This window comes from Sulfitobacter sp. PR48 (assembly GCF_028807335.1).
In the GTDB taxonomy this organism is placed as follows: Bacteria; Pseudomonadota; Alphaproteobacteria; order Rhodobacterales; family Rhodobacteraceae; genus Sulfitobacter.
In genome coordinates, this window is the sequence record NZ_JARAMM010000003.1 from 46,971 (window position 1) to 61,714 (window position 14,744).

Annotated in this window: 12 protein-coding genes; 9 read left to right on the forward strand and 3 right to left on the reverse strand. The window is 64.5% G+C overall.

Features of this window, described 5'->3' with window-relative positions; translation table 11 throughout:
- The first annotated feature begins 1 nt into the window (after position 1).
- From PVW51_RS04885 to PVW51_RS04915, 7 genes are all read left to right on the forward strand, one after another.
- A complete protein-coding gene (locus PVW51_RS04885; protein ID WP_274573817.1) occupies positions 2-469 on the forward strand; it encodes a cupin domain-containing protein in 468 nt (155 codons plus the stop codon).
- Positions 466-2,670 (forward strand): 3-hydroxyacyl-CoA dehydrogenase NAD-binding domain-containing protein, encoded by a 2,205-nt coding sequence (locus PVW51_RS04890; protein ID WP_274573818.1) that lies wholly within the window; start codon positions 466-468, stop codon positions 2,668-2,670. Before PVW51_RS04885 ends, PVW51_RS04890 begins: the two co-directional genes overlap by 4 nt.
- A gap of 224 nt (positions 2,671-2,894) precedes the next feature.
- On the forward strand, positions 2,895-4,157 hold the full coding sequence (locus PVW51_RS04895) for an imelysin family protein (protein WP_274573819.1): 1,263 nt from the start codon (positions 2,895-2,897) through the stop codon (positions 4,155-4,157).
- 61 nt (positions 4,158-4,218) lie between these two features.
- The gene (locus PVW51_RS04900; RefSeq protein WP_274573820.1) at positions 4,219-5,226 is read left to right on the forward strand and encodes a hypothetical protein; all 1,008 of its coding nucleotides are present in this window, start codon (positions 4,219-4,221) and stop codon (positions 5,224-5,226) included.
- Between the two features lie 118 nt (positions 5,227-5,344).
- The gene (locus tag PVW51_RS04905; RefSeq protein ID WP_274574043.1) at positions 5,345-6,832 is read left to right on the forward strand and encodes a di-heme oxidoreductase family protein; all 1,488 of its coding nucleotides are present in this window, start codon (positions 5,345-5,347) and stop codon (positions 6,830-6,832) included.
- Positions 6,829-7,845 (forward strand): imelysin family protein, encoded by a 1,017-nt coding sequence (locus tag PVW51_RS04910; RefSeq protein ID WP_274573821.1) that lies wholly within the window; start codon positions 6,829-6,831, stop codon positions 7,843-7,845. The genes PVW51_RS04905 and PVW51_RS04910 overlap by 4 nt, the downstream gene beginning before the upstream one ends.
- Before the next feature lies 1 nt (position 7,846).
- On the forward strand, positions 7,847-8,929 hold the full coding sequence (locus PVW51_RS04915; protein ID WP_274573822.1) for a DUF1513 domain-containing protein: 1,083 nt from the start codon (positions 7,847-7,849) through the stop codon (positions 8,927-8,929).
- Positions 8,930-9,395: 466 nt separating this feature from the next.
- Here the strand turns inward: PVW51_RS04915 and PVW51_RS04920 are convergent, their stop codons facing one another.
- From PVW51_RS04920 to PVW51_RS04930, 3 genes are all read right to left on the reverse strand, one after another.
- On the reverse strand, positions 9,396-10,040 hold the full coding sequence (locus PVW51_RS04920; protein WP_274573823.1) for a Hint domain-containing protein: 645 nt from the start codon (positions 10,038-10,040) through the stop codon (positions 9,396-9,398).
- Between the two features lie 233 nt (positions 10,041-10,273).
- Positions 10,274-10,921, reverse strand: a complete 648-nt coding sequence (locus PVW51_RS04925) for a sulfotransferase family 2 domain-containing protein (protein WP_274573824.1) — start codon at positions 10,919-10,921, stop codon at positions 10,274-10,276.
- The gene (locus PVW51_RS04930; protein WP_274573825.1) at positions 10,918-11,859 is read right to left on the reverse strand and encodes a DMT family transporter; all 942 of its coding nucleotides are present in this window, start codon (positions 11,857-11,859) and stop codon (positions 10,918-10,920) included. The genes PVW51_RS04925 and PVW51_RS04930 overlap by 4 nt, the downstream gene beginning before the upstream one ends.
- An 86-nt stretch (positions 11,860-11,945) precedes the next feature.
- On the opposite strand from PVW51_RS04930, the gene PVW51_RS04935 reads away from it, so the two are divergent.
- Complete coding sequence (locus PVW51_RS04935; protein ID WP_274573826.1) at positions 11,946-13,571, forward strand: AMP-binding protein; 1,626 nt, start codon at positions 11,946-11,948, stop codon at positions 13,569-13,571.
- A 139-nt stretch (positions 13,572-13,710) separates the two neighbouring features.
- Positions 13,711-14,724 carry a hypothetical protein gene (locus PVW51_RS04940; protein ID WP_274573827.1) on the forward strand — a complete coding sequence of 338 codons (1,014 nt, stop codon included), beginning with the start codon at positions 13,711-13,713 and terminating at the stop codon, positions 14,722-14,724.
- Positions 14,725-14,744: the final 20 nt, after the last annotated feature.

Below are 14,744 nucleotides of genomic sequence, written 5' to 3' on the forward strand. Positions count from 1 at the left end.
CATGATCCTGCGCGCAGGCAGCGTTCCCGGGACCGAAGCCCAGTCGGGCTATCCCGACCCCTTCAACCTGGGGCGGGGGTTCCTCAGCTATCTCAACTTCGGCGATGCCGGCGGGCTGACCCAGTTCGGCGTCGCGCTGGAGACCCTGCTTCCGGGCAAGCAATCCTCGCAGATGCACTGGCACGAGAAGGAAGACGAATTCCTGTACCTGCTGTCCGGTGCGCTGACCGTGGTCGAGGACGGCAAGGAAACCGCGCTGCAACCGGGCGACGCCTGCTGCTGGAAGGCGGGCGACCGCACCGCGCATTGCCTGCGCAACCACAGCGATGAACCCGCAACCTATCTGATTGTCGGCACCCGTGCCGAAGACGACATCTGCCATTATCCCGATCTGGACCTGCTGGCGACGCCGCAGGGTTTCACCCATCTCGATGGCACCCCATACCCCAAAAAGGGAGAGACCAAATGACCGATTTCACCATGAAGACTGACGCCGACGGCGTTGCCATCATCACCTGGGACGTGCCCGGCAAATCCATGAACGTGATGTCCATCGACGGGCTGAGCGAGTTGGACGCGCTGATCGACACCGCCCTGGCCGACGACGCCGTGAAGGGCATCGTGATCACCTCCGGCAAGGAAGGCTCCTTTGCCGGCGGCATGGACCTGAACCTGCTGGCCAAGATGAAGCAGGACGCGGGCGATGACCCGGCGAAGGGCCTGTTTGAGGGCACGATGAAAATGCATGCCCTGCTGCGCAAGATCGAACGCGCGGGCATGGACCCCAAGAAATTGACGGGGGGCAAACCCATCGCCGCCGCCCTGCCCGGCACGGCTGCGGGCATCGGGCTGGAGCTGCCGCTGGCCACCCACCGCATCTTTGCCGCCAACAACCCCAAGGCGCGCATCGGCCTGCCGGAAATCATGGTCGGCATCTTCCCCGGTGCCGGCGGCACCACCCGTGTCTCGCGCAAGCTGGGCGCGATGGCCGCCTCCCCCTTCCTGCTGGAAGGCAAGATGGTCGCCCCCGAGGCTGCCGTGAAGGCGGGCCTGATCGACGAGGTCGCCGATGACCCGGTGGCCGCGGCCAGAGAATGGGTGCTGAATGCCAAGGATGCCGATCTGGTCAAGCCCTGGGATGCCAAGGGGTACAAGATGCCCGGCGGCGCGCCCTATCACCCGGCGGGTTTCATGACCTTCGTGGGCGCTTCCGCCATGGTCAATGCCAATACCAAGGGCGTCTATCCCGCCGCCAAGGCGCTGCTGTCGGCGGTTTACGAGGGCGCGCTGGTCGATTTCGATACCGCGCTGAAGATCGAGGCGCGCTGGTTCACTTCCGTTCTGATGAACCCTTCGTCCTCGGCGATGATCCGGTCGCTGTTCCTGAACAAGGAAGCGCTGGAGAAAGGTGCTGTGCGCCCCGAAGGCGTTGCGGACCAGCGGGTGAAGAAGCTGGGCGTGCTGGGTGCGGGCATGATGGGTGCGGGCATCGCACTGGTCTCTGCACAGGCGGGGATCGAGGTGGTGCTGATCGACCGCGATCAGGAAGCCGCCGACAAGGGCAAGGGGTATGCCGCCTCCTATTTCGACAAGGGCATCGCGCGCCGCAAATCCACGCCGGAGAAGAAGGAAGCCGCCCTTGGCCTGATCACCGCCACACCGGATCTGGAGCAGCTCAAGGGTTGTGACCTGATCATCGAAGCGGTGTTCGAGGATCCATCGGTGAAGGCCGAGATGACCCGGAAGGTCGAGGCCGTGATCCCGGAGGATTGCATCTTTGCCTCCAACACCTCGACCCTGCCGATCACCGGGCTGGCGAAGGCATCGAGCCGCCCTGAGCAGTTCATCGGCATCCACTTCTTCAGCCCCGTGGAACGCATGGCGCTGGTGGAGATCATCAAGGGCGAAAAGACCGGCGACCGTGCGGTGGCCAAATCGCTCGACTATGTGCGCCAGATCCGCAAGACCCCGATCGTGGTCAACGACGCGCGGTTCTTCTATGCCAACCGCTGCATCATCCCCTATGGCGGCGAGGCGAACCGCATGATCACCGAGGGCGTGGCCCCCGTGCTGATCGACAACGCCGCGCAATTGCTGGGCTTCCCCGTGGGGCCAGTGCAGCTGGGCGATGAAACTTCTGTCGATCTGGCGACCAAGATCATGCGCGCCACCAAGGCGGCCATGGGCAACGAATACCCCGCCTCCGAGGCCGACGACCTGATCGTCTGGATGGAAGACCTGGGCCGTCTGGGCCGCAAGGCCAAGGCGGGCTATTTCGACTATGACGAAAAGGGCAAGCGCCTGGGCTATTGGAAGGGCATCCACGACAAATACCCGTTGGCCGAGGAACAGCCTGACTTGCAGGAAATCCAGGACCGGCTGATGTTCGTGCAGGTGCTGGAAGCCGTGCGCGCGCTGGAGGAAGGCGTGCTGATGGACATCCGCGAGGGTGACGTGGGCGCGATCCTGGGCTGGGGCTTTGCCCCCTGGTCGGGCGGGCCGTTCTCCTGGCTGGACATGATCGGCACACCCTATGCGGCGGAACGCTGCGACCAGCTGGAGGCCAAGTTCGGCCCCCGCTTCAAATGCCCCGACCTGCTGCGCGAGATGGCCGAGAAGAACCAGACCTTCTATGGCCGCTTCGGGCCAAAGGCTGAGGCGGCGGCCTGACCGCCCTTCGTATCTGATCGGAAAGGGGCGCTTCGGCGCCCTTTTTCATGTCCTGCCAAAAGGCTGCGACAATGCATCGTGCGGCATCCGGCCGCTTTATCCTAGTTTTTTCCTCGGATACTATTTCCTTATCAATTCGCTCGGGTATAAAAGGGGCCAGCCAGCCCTTACCAACCTGCCGTCAACAGGTGGACGGCAGACCCAGATACCAAAAGGACATTCCGATGAAACGTTCCACACTTCTTTCCACCGTTGCTTTGCTGATCTGCGCCACTCCGGCTCTGGCTGTCGAGAAGGCCGAGGTGATCGAGACCTATGCCGATATTGCAGCGGCGAAATACGCGGACAGTTTGACCACCGCCCAGCGCCTGCAGGAGGCTGTTGCCAGCTTTCTGGACGCCCCCTCGGCGATGGGCCTGACCCGGGCGCGGCAGGCCTGGCTGGCAGCGCGGGTGCCCTATCAGCAATCCGAGGTCTACCGTTTCGGCAATGCCATCGTCGACGACTGGGAAGGCAAGGTGAATGCCTGGCCGCTGGATGAAGGTCTGATCGATTACGTCGATGCCAGCTATGGCGGGCCATCGGACGAAAACGGGCTGGCCGCGCTGAACGTCATCGCGAACCCGACCTTCACCCTGTCCGGGACCGAAGTGGATGCCAGCACCATCACCCCCGAACTGCTGGGCGAAACCCTGCACGAGGCCGACGGGATCGAGGCCAATGTGGCCACCGGCTACCACGCCATCGAATTCCTGCTTTGGGGTCAGGACCTGAACGGCCATGACGCGGGTGCCGGCAACCGCCCCTGGACCGATTATGCGATGGGCGAAGATTGCACCAATGGCAATTGCGCCCGACGCGCCGACTATCTGGTTGCCGCCACCGACCTGCTGGTCTCGGATCTGGAGTGGATGGCCGCACAATGGGCCGATGGCGGCGCCGCCAGGACCGCGCTGCTGGAAGACGAGAACGCAGGGCTTGCCGCGATGCTGACCGGCATGGGCTCGTTGTCTTATGGCGAGCAGGCGGGCGAGCGGATGCGCCTTGGCCTGATGCTGAACGACCCCGAAGAAGAGCATGACTGCTTTTCCGACAACACCCACAACAGCCATTACTACGACGGGCTTGGCGTGCAGAGCACCTATCTGGGTGAATATGTCAGTGTTGACGGCACGCTGGTCTCCGGCCCCTCGCTCTCCGATCTGGTCGCAGAGACCGACCCGGCGCTGGACACAGAAATGCGCGAAAAGCTGAGCACAACGATGCTGGCGCTGGGGCGGATCAAGACCGCGGCCGAAGCCGGTTTTGCCTATGACCAGATGCTGGAGCGCGGCAATGCAGGCGGCGAGGCGCTGATCATGGGCGGGGTCAACGGGCTGATCGACCAGACCCGCACGATCGAACGCGTGGTCAAGGTTCTGGGGCTCGATCAGGTCGCCTTTGAAGGTTCCGACAGTCTGGACAATCCCAACGCCGTCTTCCAATAAGCAAACCGGATCAGCCAGCCTTACTGCCAGCCAGGTCTCAAATTCTCACAGGACAATAACAATGAAGAAACAGACACACCTTGCGGGGCTTTGCGGCCTCGCGGTGCTTTGTGGCCATGCGGCACAGGCTCAGGACGCAGGTTTCACCTGGGAAGCCGAAATCGAAATCGGCGTTGACAGCACGGTCAGCTCGGATGATCCGACGGCGGAATTCAGCGATCTCTACCTCAGCATCGAGGCCGCGTTCGAGGCGGCGATCACCGACCGCATCACCGCCTTCGGCGGGCTGACGCTGGAATCCGTCACAGACCCCACCGACGACCGCAGCTTCGATGACCTGGGGCTTTACGTCAATGAACTGGGCCTGCGCTTTGCCTTTGGTGAAACGCTGGTCTCCGTCGGCAAGCTGAGCCCGGTTTTCGGCGTGGCCTGGGACGATGCACCGGGATATTACGGCACCTCGCTTTCGGGCGATTACGAGCTGGCCGAGATGATCGGCCTGACCGTCGATACGCCTCTTGGCGCGGATGGCACCCTGTCCCTTGCGGTGTTTTATGCCGACAACAGTGTTCTGAGCGACAGCATCGGCAACCGGCGCGGGCGCAATTCGGTGGCGGCGGGCGGCGTCGGCAACACCGGCAAGCTGAACAACATCGCGCTGCAATTCAGCCGGGAATTCGGCGCCACCACCGCATGGGTCGGCGCACGCCACCTGGCAGCGGGCACGGGCGATGTCTCGGATGAAAACGGCGTTGTGGCCGGGCTGGCCCATGATTTCGGCAATGGCTGGGACATGATCGGCGAAATGGCCCATTTCAGTGGCGCGGGCGGCACGGCTGCGGATGCAACCTACAGCACCCTCGGCGCGACATATGAGCTGGACCAATGGTCATTCTCGGGCACGGGAACGGTGGTGAACACCAGCGGCGCAGGCCGTGACAAGATGCTCGCCCTTGGGATAGACCGGCAGATAACCGACAACAGCGAGATCAACTTTGGCCTGGCCCGCTTTGACGTGGGCGGTGTAAAATCGACAGCGGTCGGCCTGGCGGCTGTCGTATCTTTCTAAAGGAGCCGTCATGACAGCCAGCCAAAAGCCTGCCGCCACAGCGCGACGGGACCGGCCCGCCAGCATGTCACACCGGAAAGGTAAAATCTCCTGCGCCCTGGTGCCGCTGATCCTGGTGATGGGATCGGCGGCGCTGGCGCAGGAGGCGCCGGTGCTGGATGACAACCATCTGAATGTGATCCCCCGCACCGCCGCGGAGGCCGCGCGCATCGCGGCGGTGCTGGCGCCGCCCGCCGATTTCACATCCCCCGAACAATTCGAACAGCTTTCTGCCGGGGCCGCCACTGTGCGGGCGCGCAAGTCGGCGGATGCCTTTTCCCAGCCCTCCGGCAACATCAGTTTCGAGGATGAGCTGACCTTCAAGGTGGGCAACGGCCTGTTTCGCAAGCTCTGGGTTTCTGCCCCCTCCTCCACGCTGGCCTCTGACGGGCTGGGGCCGCTTTACAACGCGCGGTCCTGCCAGCGCTGCCACATCAAGGACGGGCGTGGCCATCCGCCCGAGGCGCAGGACGACAATGCGATCTCCATGTTCCTGCGGGTGTCAATCCCCGGAGACGAGAGCGACGCCATCGACGAGATCGAAGGCTATATCGCCAGCCGTCCCGACCCCACCTATGGCACGCAGTTGCAGGATTTTGCCGTGCAGGGGCATGCCGCTGAATACCGCCTTGATATCACGTACAAAGAAGAACCTGTCACGCTGGCCGACGGGACCGAGGTATCGCTCAGGCATCCCACCTACGGGGCGGCCGATCTGGGCTATGGCCCGCTGCATCCCGACGCCATGCTGAGCCCGCGCGTCGCGCCGCAGATGATCGGCATGGGCCTGCTCGAAGCGATCCCCGCCGCCGATATCCTTGCCCTGGCGGACCCGGATGATGCGGATGGTGACGGCATTTCGGGCCGGGCCAATATCGTCTGGTCCAAGGCGCTGGACAGGCCCATGCTGGGGCGCTTCGGCCTGAAGGCGGGCAACCCGTCGGTGCTGGAACAATCGGCCGGGGCCTTTGCCGGGGACATCGGCATATCGAACCCCCTGTTCACGGCGGGTTCTGGTGAATGCACCGATCTGCAGGCCGATTGCCTGGCCGCGATCCATGGTGACGGCGATGCGCGCGGCACCGAGATCGACGCCGAGGGGCTGGATCTGGTGACCTTCTACAGCCGCAACCTGGGCGTGCCGGAGCGCCGCAACCCGGGCGATCCGCAGGTGTTGCAGGGCAAGAAGGTGTTTTATGAGACCGGCTGCACCTCCTGCCACCAGCCCAAGTTCGTGACCAACCGGCTCGAAGATCAGCCGGAGCAGTCTTTCCAGCTGATCTGGCCCTATACCGACCTGTTGCTGCATGACATGGGCCCCGGTCTGGCGGACAACCGCCCCGAGGCACGGGCCAGCGGAACGGAGTGGCGGACGCCGCCGCTTTGGGGTATCGGTCTGACGGAACAGGTCAGTGGCCACAGCTATTTCCTGCACGACGGGCGGGCTCGGTCCCTGCTGGAGGCGATCCTTTGGCATGGCGGCGAGGCGCAGGCCCAGCGCGATGCGGTCATCGACCTGCCGACTGCCGAGCGCGAGGCGCTGATCACCTATCTGGAGAGCCTATGACCAGATTTTTCCTGAGCCTGATTGTTGCATTGATGCCCTTTGCCGCTGTGGCACAGGATGCCACGGCCAAGATCACCGATGTGGTCACGCATCACATCCTGCCGCGGTTTGACGCGCTGTCGGAGAATGCCGGGCGGCTGGCCGAGGTGGCCGGGAACGACTGCGCGCCCACTTCGCGGGAACTGCGCGACGCTTATGGCGTGGCGTTTGACAGCTGGGTCAGCGCCAGCCACCTGCGTTTCGGCCCGACCGAAGTTGGCGACCGGGCCTTTGCGCTGGCCTTCTGGCCCGACAGCCGGGGCGCGACCCCGCGTGCGCTGGCCGGTCTGATGGCAGAACGCGATGCGATCATCGACAGCGCCGAGGGCTTTGCACAGGTTTCCATCGCGGCACGGGGGTTCTACGGGCTGGAATACCTGCTTTATGATCCGGAGCTGACCGATGCTGCCGATCCCGCCTACCTGTGCGATCTGATCCGCGCGGTCACCGCCGATATCGCCGCAACGGCCGGGACCATCCGCGCGGAATGGCACGAGAGCTATGCGCCCGGGATGCTGAACCCCGGCCCGAATGGCACCTACCGCAGCGAAGACGAGGTGTTGCAGCAGCTTTTCACCGCGCTGACCACGGGGCTTGAGTTCACCGCAGAGACGCGTCTGGGGCGCCCGCTGGGCACCTTTGACCGCCCCCGGCCCAGGCGGGCGGAGGCCTGGCGCTCTGATCGGTCGGCGCGCCACGTGGGCCTGAGCCTGACCGCCCTGCGCGATCTGGCGGAACGTCTGGCCGCCGGTCACCCGCAGGTCGCCGCCGGGCTGGACCACGCCTTTGCCAAGGCCGTTGATCATCTGGCGACTTTGGACGATCCGGTCTTTGCCGGGGTGGCCCAGCCGCAACGCCGGTTGAAGGTGGAAGTGCTCCAGCAGGATGTCGAAGCCATCCGCGCCCTCGCCCGCAGCGCACTGGGGCCGACGCTGGGCGTGGCCGCGGGCTTCAACTCGCTGGATGGCGACTGAAGTGTCCGGGGCCCCGCAGCGCGGACGCCGACAGTTTCTGGGCGGGCTGATTGCCGCCGGGGTGCTGCCCGTCCCCAGCTGGGCCGATGCGGGATCCCCCGCCTATCTGGCCGCAGGCGCGCGGGCGGACGGGACCTATCTGCTGTGCGGTATCGCGGCGGACCTGTCGGTGCTGTTCGAAATTCCCCTGCCTGCCCGTGGCCATGCCGCAGCCGCCCATCCGACGCGACCGCAGGCGGTGGCCTTTGCCCGCAGGCCCGGCACTTTCGCGGTGGTGATCGACTGTGCGACGGGGCGGCAACAGGCCCGGCTGACCTGCCCCGACGGGCGGCATTTCTACGGCCATGGGGTGTTTTCGGCGGGGGGCGAATGGCTGTTCACCACCGAGAATGACTTTGAGGCCGGTGCAGGGCGCATCGGCATCTGGGACGTTGCCGCAGGCTACAGGCGCCGGGGCGAGATCAGCAGCGGCGGGATCGGCCCGCATGACATCAAGCGGCTGCCGGGGACGGACATTCTGGTGGTGGCGAATGGTGGCATCGACACCCATCCCGACACCGGAAGGACCAAGCTGAACATCCCCACGATGGCCCCGAACCTGAGCTATATCGACCAGGGCAAGATCGTCGAGCAGGCCGCCCTGCCCCATGCCCAGCACAAGAATTCGATCCGGCATCTTGCGGTTGGCCCGGGCGGCGATGTCGCCTTTGGCATGCAATGGCAGGGCGAAGAGCCGGTGGAAGCACTGGTGGGCAGGCACCGGAGGGGCGGGCAGATCGCCCTCTTCGACGCCCCGCCCGAGGCGGTGCGCGAGATGGAGGGCTATATCGGCAGTATCGCCATTTCGCCGGACGGGGCCCGGGTTGCCGTCACCTCGCCCCGTGGCAACCGGGTGCAGATCTTTGACACGGGCACCATGGCCCTGTCGCAGGTCATCTCCCTGAACGACGTCTGTGGCGTGGCCCCGGCGGAGGGTGGTTTTACCGTGACCACAGGTGCCGGAGAGCTGCGGTGCCTGCGCGGGTCGGGCGAGGCCAGGGCAAAAGCCGATCTGATGTGGGACAATCACCTGATCCCGGTCTAGAGCCTGTGACGAAACACCCGAAAAACCATGCACCACGTAGCGCGCTGAAATCACTGATTTCAGGCAGCGTTACGTGAGTAAGGTTTTCGCATGACGCCGTGAGACATCACGCGAAACGCCTTGGCGCATCATTCCGCAAGGGACGACATGTCATACATGGCATGTCAAAAATGACAGGTCTTGTATGACATGTCTGCAATTGCTTGGAGCAGGGAGCAGGGAGCAGACGGCAAATGTGGAAAGCGCAACGCGCATCGCCTGTGGTTTCGACGATGACCTGAGTGGCCTGAGGTTCAGGCACCGGCCAAAATTTGGGTTGTCCGGAGCCATTCTTGCCTCCCGGAATATGCCTGCCCCCGTGAAATGCAAAAAGGGGCCGCGGCTCTCACCTCGCGGCCCCTTTGCTGACATGGGGATGTCTGCTTGTCTCTCCGCGGCCCCCTCCAGATGGGCCACGCCGGTCAGATCAACAGGGTGCGGCAGAACTGCCACCACGACCGCCTGTGGCCAGCATCCGGTCTTCCATGGTCAGGCATGCGGCCAGAAACGCCGCATCGCTCAGCCCCAGAACGTCATAGACGGGGGCGGTGCCGTCCAGCAGATTTTCCAGCACCATCCGCGCCACCGGGCAATGGATCAAGGCGCCGCCCTCGGCATAGATGACCTGTTCATCGGCAAAGGAGATCACCACCAGCTCCACCATTTCCTGAGGTGCCGCACGGTGGATGCCGCGCACCCCTACCAGCGCCTGCGCCGGGACAAGGGCAAAGGGATCGCCATAGATATCGGCGGCCGCATCGCTTTCCACCAGCACCCCCTGATCGGCCAGCAGGGTCAGTTCGGCACGGTTGTCCAGCGCACCGGCAGGCACGATGACCGGCCAGAGGGCCGGGTTCGTATCGGGGGCGTCGATCCACATCATGACGCGGCGCAGTTCGGTGATCTGCTGCATGCCATGGTCAAAGGTCAGGACGGAATCGCCAACCGCCAGCGCTTCGACAGCGCGCCAGCCCAGGTTTGACGCCACCCGCGTGCCCGCCATCAGACCGTTTGTCAGTGTCGCAAGACCGCCGTCATAGGCGCCCGTCATCTCGGGCGTTCGGCGGTTCATTTCTTTTGTCTTCCATCCAAACATTTCATCCATCCCCATGGTGACACGCCGTGGCAGGGCGCTGGTGCAGTTGATGGCACCAAGTGGGGTGATTCCCATGTCCGGTACGGGACCGGAAAGCGGCGGAAATCTGGCATTGTCCCCGGTTCCGGCGACAATACCGCTGATTTCGGGGGAATTGAGTGGCGCAAAGATGGCAATCCTGCGGAATAGGTGACCACCGCCAGCGCGGTTCAGGGAAACCGGTAGCCGAAGCGCGCGATGTCCCCGGCGCAGCAGCGCGCGACGATCTCGCGCAGGTCCGGGGTGTAGAGACTTTGACAGGTTTCCGTCCGCGCGGATGTGTTGACATGCGGCAGCTCCAGCCGAAAGCCCAGATGATCCCAGAGCGGTGCCGCATCCGCCTCCAGATGCTCCAGCCGGATATAGGCGCTGCAGCGTTCCACGCCGGTCACATCGCGCATGTAACGGGTGGCGGGCCAGTCCCGCAGGCTGGACTGCAGTGCCGCGTCGGAGAGGAAACCTGCGAAATCCGTCGATTTTGCCAGATGCACGGCGGGGTGGTCGAATGCCTGCTCGCGCAGCCAGTGGTAATAGCTGACCACGCGGTCCCAGGGGTTGCGCACCAGGGTAAAGGTGAACATTTCCGCGATCTCCCCGGGGGTGATCAGCCCGTCGATATCCGCAAGCGTGCTGTGTTTCCACAAACGGCCCGCCGCCTGCACCCCTTTCAGACGCCGCCGCCGCTTTGCCGCCTTGGGCGTGTCGCCCAGCATGATGTCGTCTTTCATCGCCCGCGCCTCCAGCGCCAGCGCCATGGAGGTGCCGCCCGTCTTGGGGCTGTGGACAAAGATATAGGACCGTCCCCGGCTGATGATCACGGGGCTTCACCCGCAGGCGCGCGCCCCGCCGATACCGGCGTGTCGGAGCGCAGCGCGATGATGCTGCCCGCACAGGCAATCAGCGCCATGCCCGCCAGCGCCAGCGGCGGTACCGCCTGACCCCAGAGCATCCAGGCCCAGAAACTGGCAAAGACCAGCAGCGAATATTCAAAGACCGCGACATGGCTTGCCTCGCCGATCAGGTAACCGCGCACGATCAGCGCAATGCCGATCAGCGAGCCGACCGCCTGCACCGCGAACCAGAACAGCATCGGTGCGTCCAGCGGCCCCCAGGACCGCAGGACAAAACCCGCATGCCCCTCGGGCGCGCCAGTGCCGGGGATGAGCGCCATGCCGATCAGGCCGAATATCCCCAGGACACCAAAGAAGCCGGCGCTGAGCGTCAGGGTGCTTTCGCCTTCGCACCAGGCGCGGGTGGCCACGGCGCCCACGGCATAAAGCAAGCCCGCAAGGATCGGCGCGAAGGCCACCCAGTCGAGCGCCGAAGGATCGGGGCGGATCACCAGAAGCGCCCCGGCAAAGCCGATGCCCACGGCGCACCAGCGGTAGGGGCCGACCTGCTTGCCCTGGAACAGGACCGAGATCAGCACCACAAAGAGCGGCGAGGTGAACAACCCGGCCACCACCACCCCGATGGGCAGCACCGACAGGCAGCCGAAGTAGATCAGCATTGCGCCCCCCTGAAACAGGCTGCGCCCGAGCACCGCCCAGGGCCGTTTCGGCCGCAGGCTGCCAAAGCCCAGGGCAACCACCGCCCCAAGTATGGCAACCGCCATCAGCGACCGGACAAAGTGGAATTGCCAGAGCGAGCCGCGCTCGGAGATAAAGGGGACGAAATTATCCGTCAGACCCAATGTCGCCATGCCGCCCAAGACCGAAACTGCCGCCAAACCCGGCCTGATGCTCTGATTGCTCACCCGATACCCCTTTTTTTCACCTTTCCAAAGTCGCCCTCGCACCGCAATACTCAATCCGCCGAAGCGTACCAGCAGGGAGGATGCAAATGGGTTGGATGCAGGACGAAACGGGGCTTGAAAAATGCCCTGCCAATTATGTGCCGTTGACCCCCCTGTCGCATCTGCAGCGCGCGGCCGATGTTTTTGCCAGCCGCCTGGCCGTGGTCTATGGCGATCACCGGGTGACCTATGCGCAGTATCACGCGCGCTGCTCGCGTCTGGCCTCGGCCCTTGCCGCGCACGGCATCCGTCCCGGTGACGTGGTGGCAACACTGCTGCCCAATACCCCGGCACAGGCAGAGGCGCATTTCGGCGTGCCCGCCTGCGGCGCGGTGTTGAACACGATCAACACGCGGCTGGATCTGGGCACGGTGAGCTATATCCTGGCCCATGGCGGCGCAAAGCTGGCGCTGGTGGATACGGAATTCGTGCCGCTGGTGGAGGCCGCGCGGGAGCAATTGCCGCAGAGCGACCTGCAGATCGTCGAAGTGACCGATGTGTCGGCGGGCCCCGCGACCGGGCGGCATCCGGTTTATGAGGATTTCCTGGCCCAGGGCGATGCGGATTTCGCCTGGCAGATGCCGCAGGATGAATGGGAAAGCCTGGCGCTGAACTATACCTCCGGCACCACCGGGCGGCCCAAGGGGGTCGTCTATCATCACCGCGGCGCCTATCTGATGACCATGGGCACGGTGATTTCCTGGCGCATGGTGCTGCATCCGATCTACATGCAGATCGTTCCGCTGTTTCACTGCAACGGCTGGAACCACACCTGGATGATGCCCCTGATCGGCGGCACGCTGGTCTGCAGCCGCGACATCACCGCCAAGGCCATTTATGACGCCATCGCGGATGAGGGCGTGACCCATTTTGGCGGCGCGCCCATCGTGTTGAACATGATCGTCAATGCGAAAGCCGAAGACCGCCGCGACTTTGACCACGAGGTCGAGGTCTTTACCGCCGGTGCGCCGCCCGCCCCCGCGACCCTGTCCAAGATCGAGAAGCTGGGCTTCAATGTCACCCAGGTTTACGGGCTGACCGAAACCTATGGCCATGTGACCGAATGCCTGTGGCGGGCCGAGGATTGGGAGGCGCTGGATCAATCCGCCCGTGCCGCGATCAAGGCCCGGCAGGGGGTCGCCATGCCGATGATGGAGCATATCACGGTGATGGACCCGCAGATGGCCCAGATTCCGAAGGATGGCAGCACCCAGGGCGAGATCATGATCCGGGGCAATTCGGTGATGAAGGGATATCTGAAGAACCCGCAGGCCACGAAAGAGGCGCTGGCCGGCGGCTATTTCCACTCCGGTGACCTGGCTGTGCAACATGATGACGGCTACATCCAGATTGCGGACCGCGCCAAGGACATCATCATCTCGGGCGGCGAGAACATTTCGAGCGTCGAGGTCGAAGGCGTGTTGATGGGCCACCCGGACGTGAACCTTGCCGCCGTGGTGGCACAGCCGCATGAGAAATGGGGCGAGGTGCCTTGCGCCTTTGTGGAACTGAAACCGGGTGCGGTGGAAGATGCCGAGGCGCTGATCGCCTATGCCCGCGAGACGCTGGCCGGGTTCAAGACGCCAAAGCGGGTGGTCTTTCAGGAGCTGCCAAAGACATCGACCGGCAAGATTCAGAAGTTTGAACTGCGCAAGGCCGCAGCCGCGCTTTGACGCGCTCTCGGCCGGCTGCGGCGGTTGCCTGCATGATGACAACCGGGGGGTGCGGCGGAACGGCAATGCCGCTGGGCCATTGCCGCCGCCACCTTCGGTGTTAAACTAGGCAAAAAACAAGAGGCAGACCCGCACCCCCATGACCGCGCTCACCAAATATGCCCGGCTCGAGGCAACCGCGCTGTGGCGCGCCACGCCCGAGGCGCAGCGTCAGGAGGTGATCGTGTCGGTTGGCGATGCGACGCTGGTGATCTCCAACCTCAACGACCGGCCCCTGACCCATTGGTCGCTTGCCGCGGTGGAACGGGCCAACCCGAACGAAACCCCGGCGATCTATCACCCGGATGGCGACCCCGGTGAAACGGTGGAGATCGCGGAAAACGAAACCGAGATGATCGAGGCGATCGAGACCCTGCGCCGTGCGATCACCCGCGCGCGCCCCAGGCCGGGGCGGCTGCGGCTGGTGGGCATGGTTGTTTCCTTTATCGTGGTCGCCGCACTTGTCCTGTTCTGGCTGCCCGGTGCCATGCAGGATCACACCCTGCGCGTCGTGCCGGGCGTGAAACGCACGCAGATCGGGCTTGCCCTGCTCAGCCGGATCGAACGTGTCTCCGGCCCCGCCTGTGCAGAGACCGCAGGGCGCGCCGCGCTTTCGCTTCTGGCAAGCCGGCTGTCGGCGGGGAAACTGGCGGTCCTGCCGGATATGACCCGCGAGAGCCTGCATCTGCCCGGTGGCTTGATCCTGCTGGACCGCTCGGTGATCGAGGATTTCGAAGAACCCGATGTTGCCGCCGGTTTTGTCATCACGGAAATGGCCCGCCGGGCGGACAGTGACCCGCTGCGCGATCTGCTGCGGGCGGTGGGCCTGCGGGAGAATTTTCGCCTGCTGACCACCGGCGACGTCGCCCCGCAGGCGCTGGACCGCTATGCCGAACAGCTGCTGGCCACCCCACCGGCAGCGGTGAACCTTACGGCTCAGCTGGCGCTCTTTGCCAAAGCCAAGGTGCGCAGCACCCCCTATGCCTATGCCCGCGACATCAGCGGTGAAACCACCCTGCCCCTGATCGAGGGCGACCCGATGGCAGGCAAGCTGACCGCCCCGCTGATGTCCGACGCCAACTGGCTGCGCCTGCAAAGCATCTGTGGCGGCTGAGGCCTGGCTTTCTCCTTTAC

Excerpts from the sequence above, each read along its gene's own strand:
- PVW51_RS04885 (WP_274573817.1), top strand. The coding sequence starts at position 2 with ATGATCCTGCGCGCAGGCAGCGTTCCCGGGACCGAAGCCCAGTCGGGC.
- PVW51_RS04890 (WP_274573818.1), top strand. The coding sequence starts at position 466 with ATGACCGATTTCACCATGAAGACTGACGCCGACGGCGTTGCCATCATC.
- PVW51_RS04895 (WP_274573819.1), top strand. The coding sequence starts at position 2,895 with ATGAAACGTTCCACACTTCTTTCCACCGTTGCTTTGCTGATCTGCGCC.
- PVW51_RS04900 (WP_274573820.1), top strand. The coding sequence starts at position 4,219 with ATGAAGAAACAGACACACCTTGCGGGGCTTTGCGGCCTCGCGGTGCTT.
- PVW51_RS04905 (WP_274574043.1), top strand. The coding sequence starts at position 5,345 with ATGGGATCGGCGGCGCTGGCGCAGGAGGCGCCGGTGCTGGATGACAAC.
- PVW51_RS04910 (WP_274573821.1), top strand. The coding sequence starts at position 6,829 with ATGACCAGATTTTTCCTGAGCCTGATTGTTGCATTGATGCCCTTTGCC.
- PVW51_RS04920 (WP_274573823.1), bottom strand. The coding sequence starts at position 10,040 with ATGAACCGCCGAACGCCCGAGATGACGGGCGCCTATGACGGCGGTCTT.
- PVW51_RS04935 (WP_274573826.1), top strand. The coding sequence starts at position 11,946 with ATGGGTTGGATGCAGGACGAAACGGGGCTTGAAAAATGCCCTGCCAAT.
- PVW51_RS04940 (WP_274573827.1), top strand. The coding sequence starts at position 13,711 with ATGACCGCGCTCACCAAATATGCCCGGCTCGAGGCAACCGCGCTGTGG.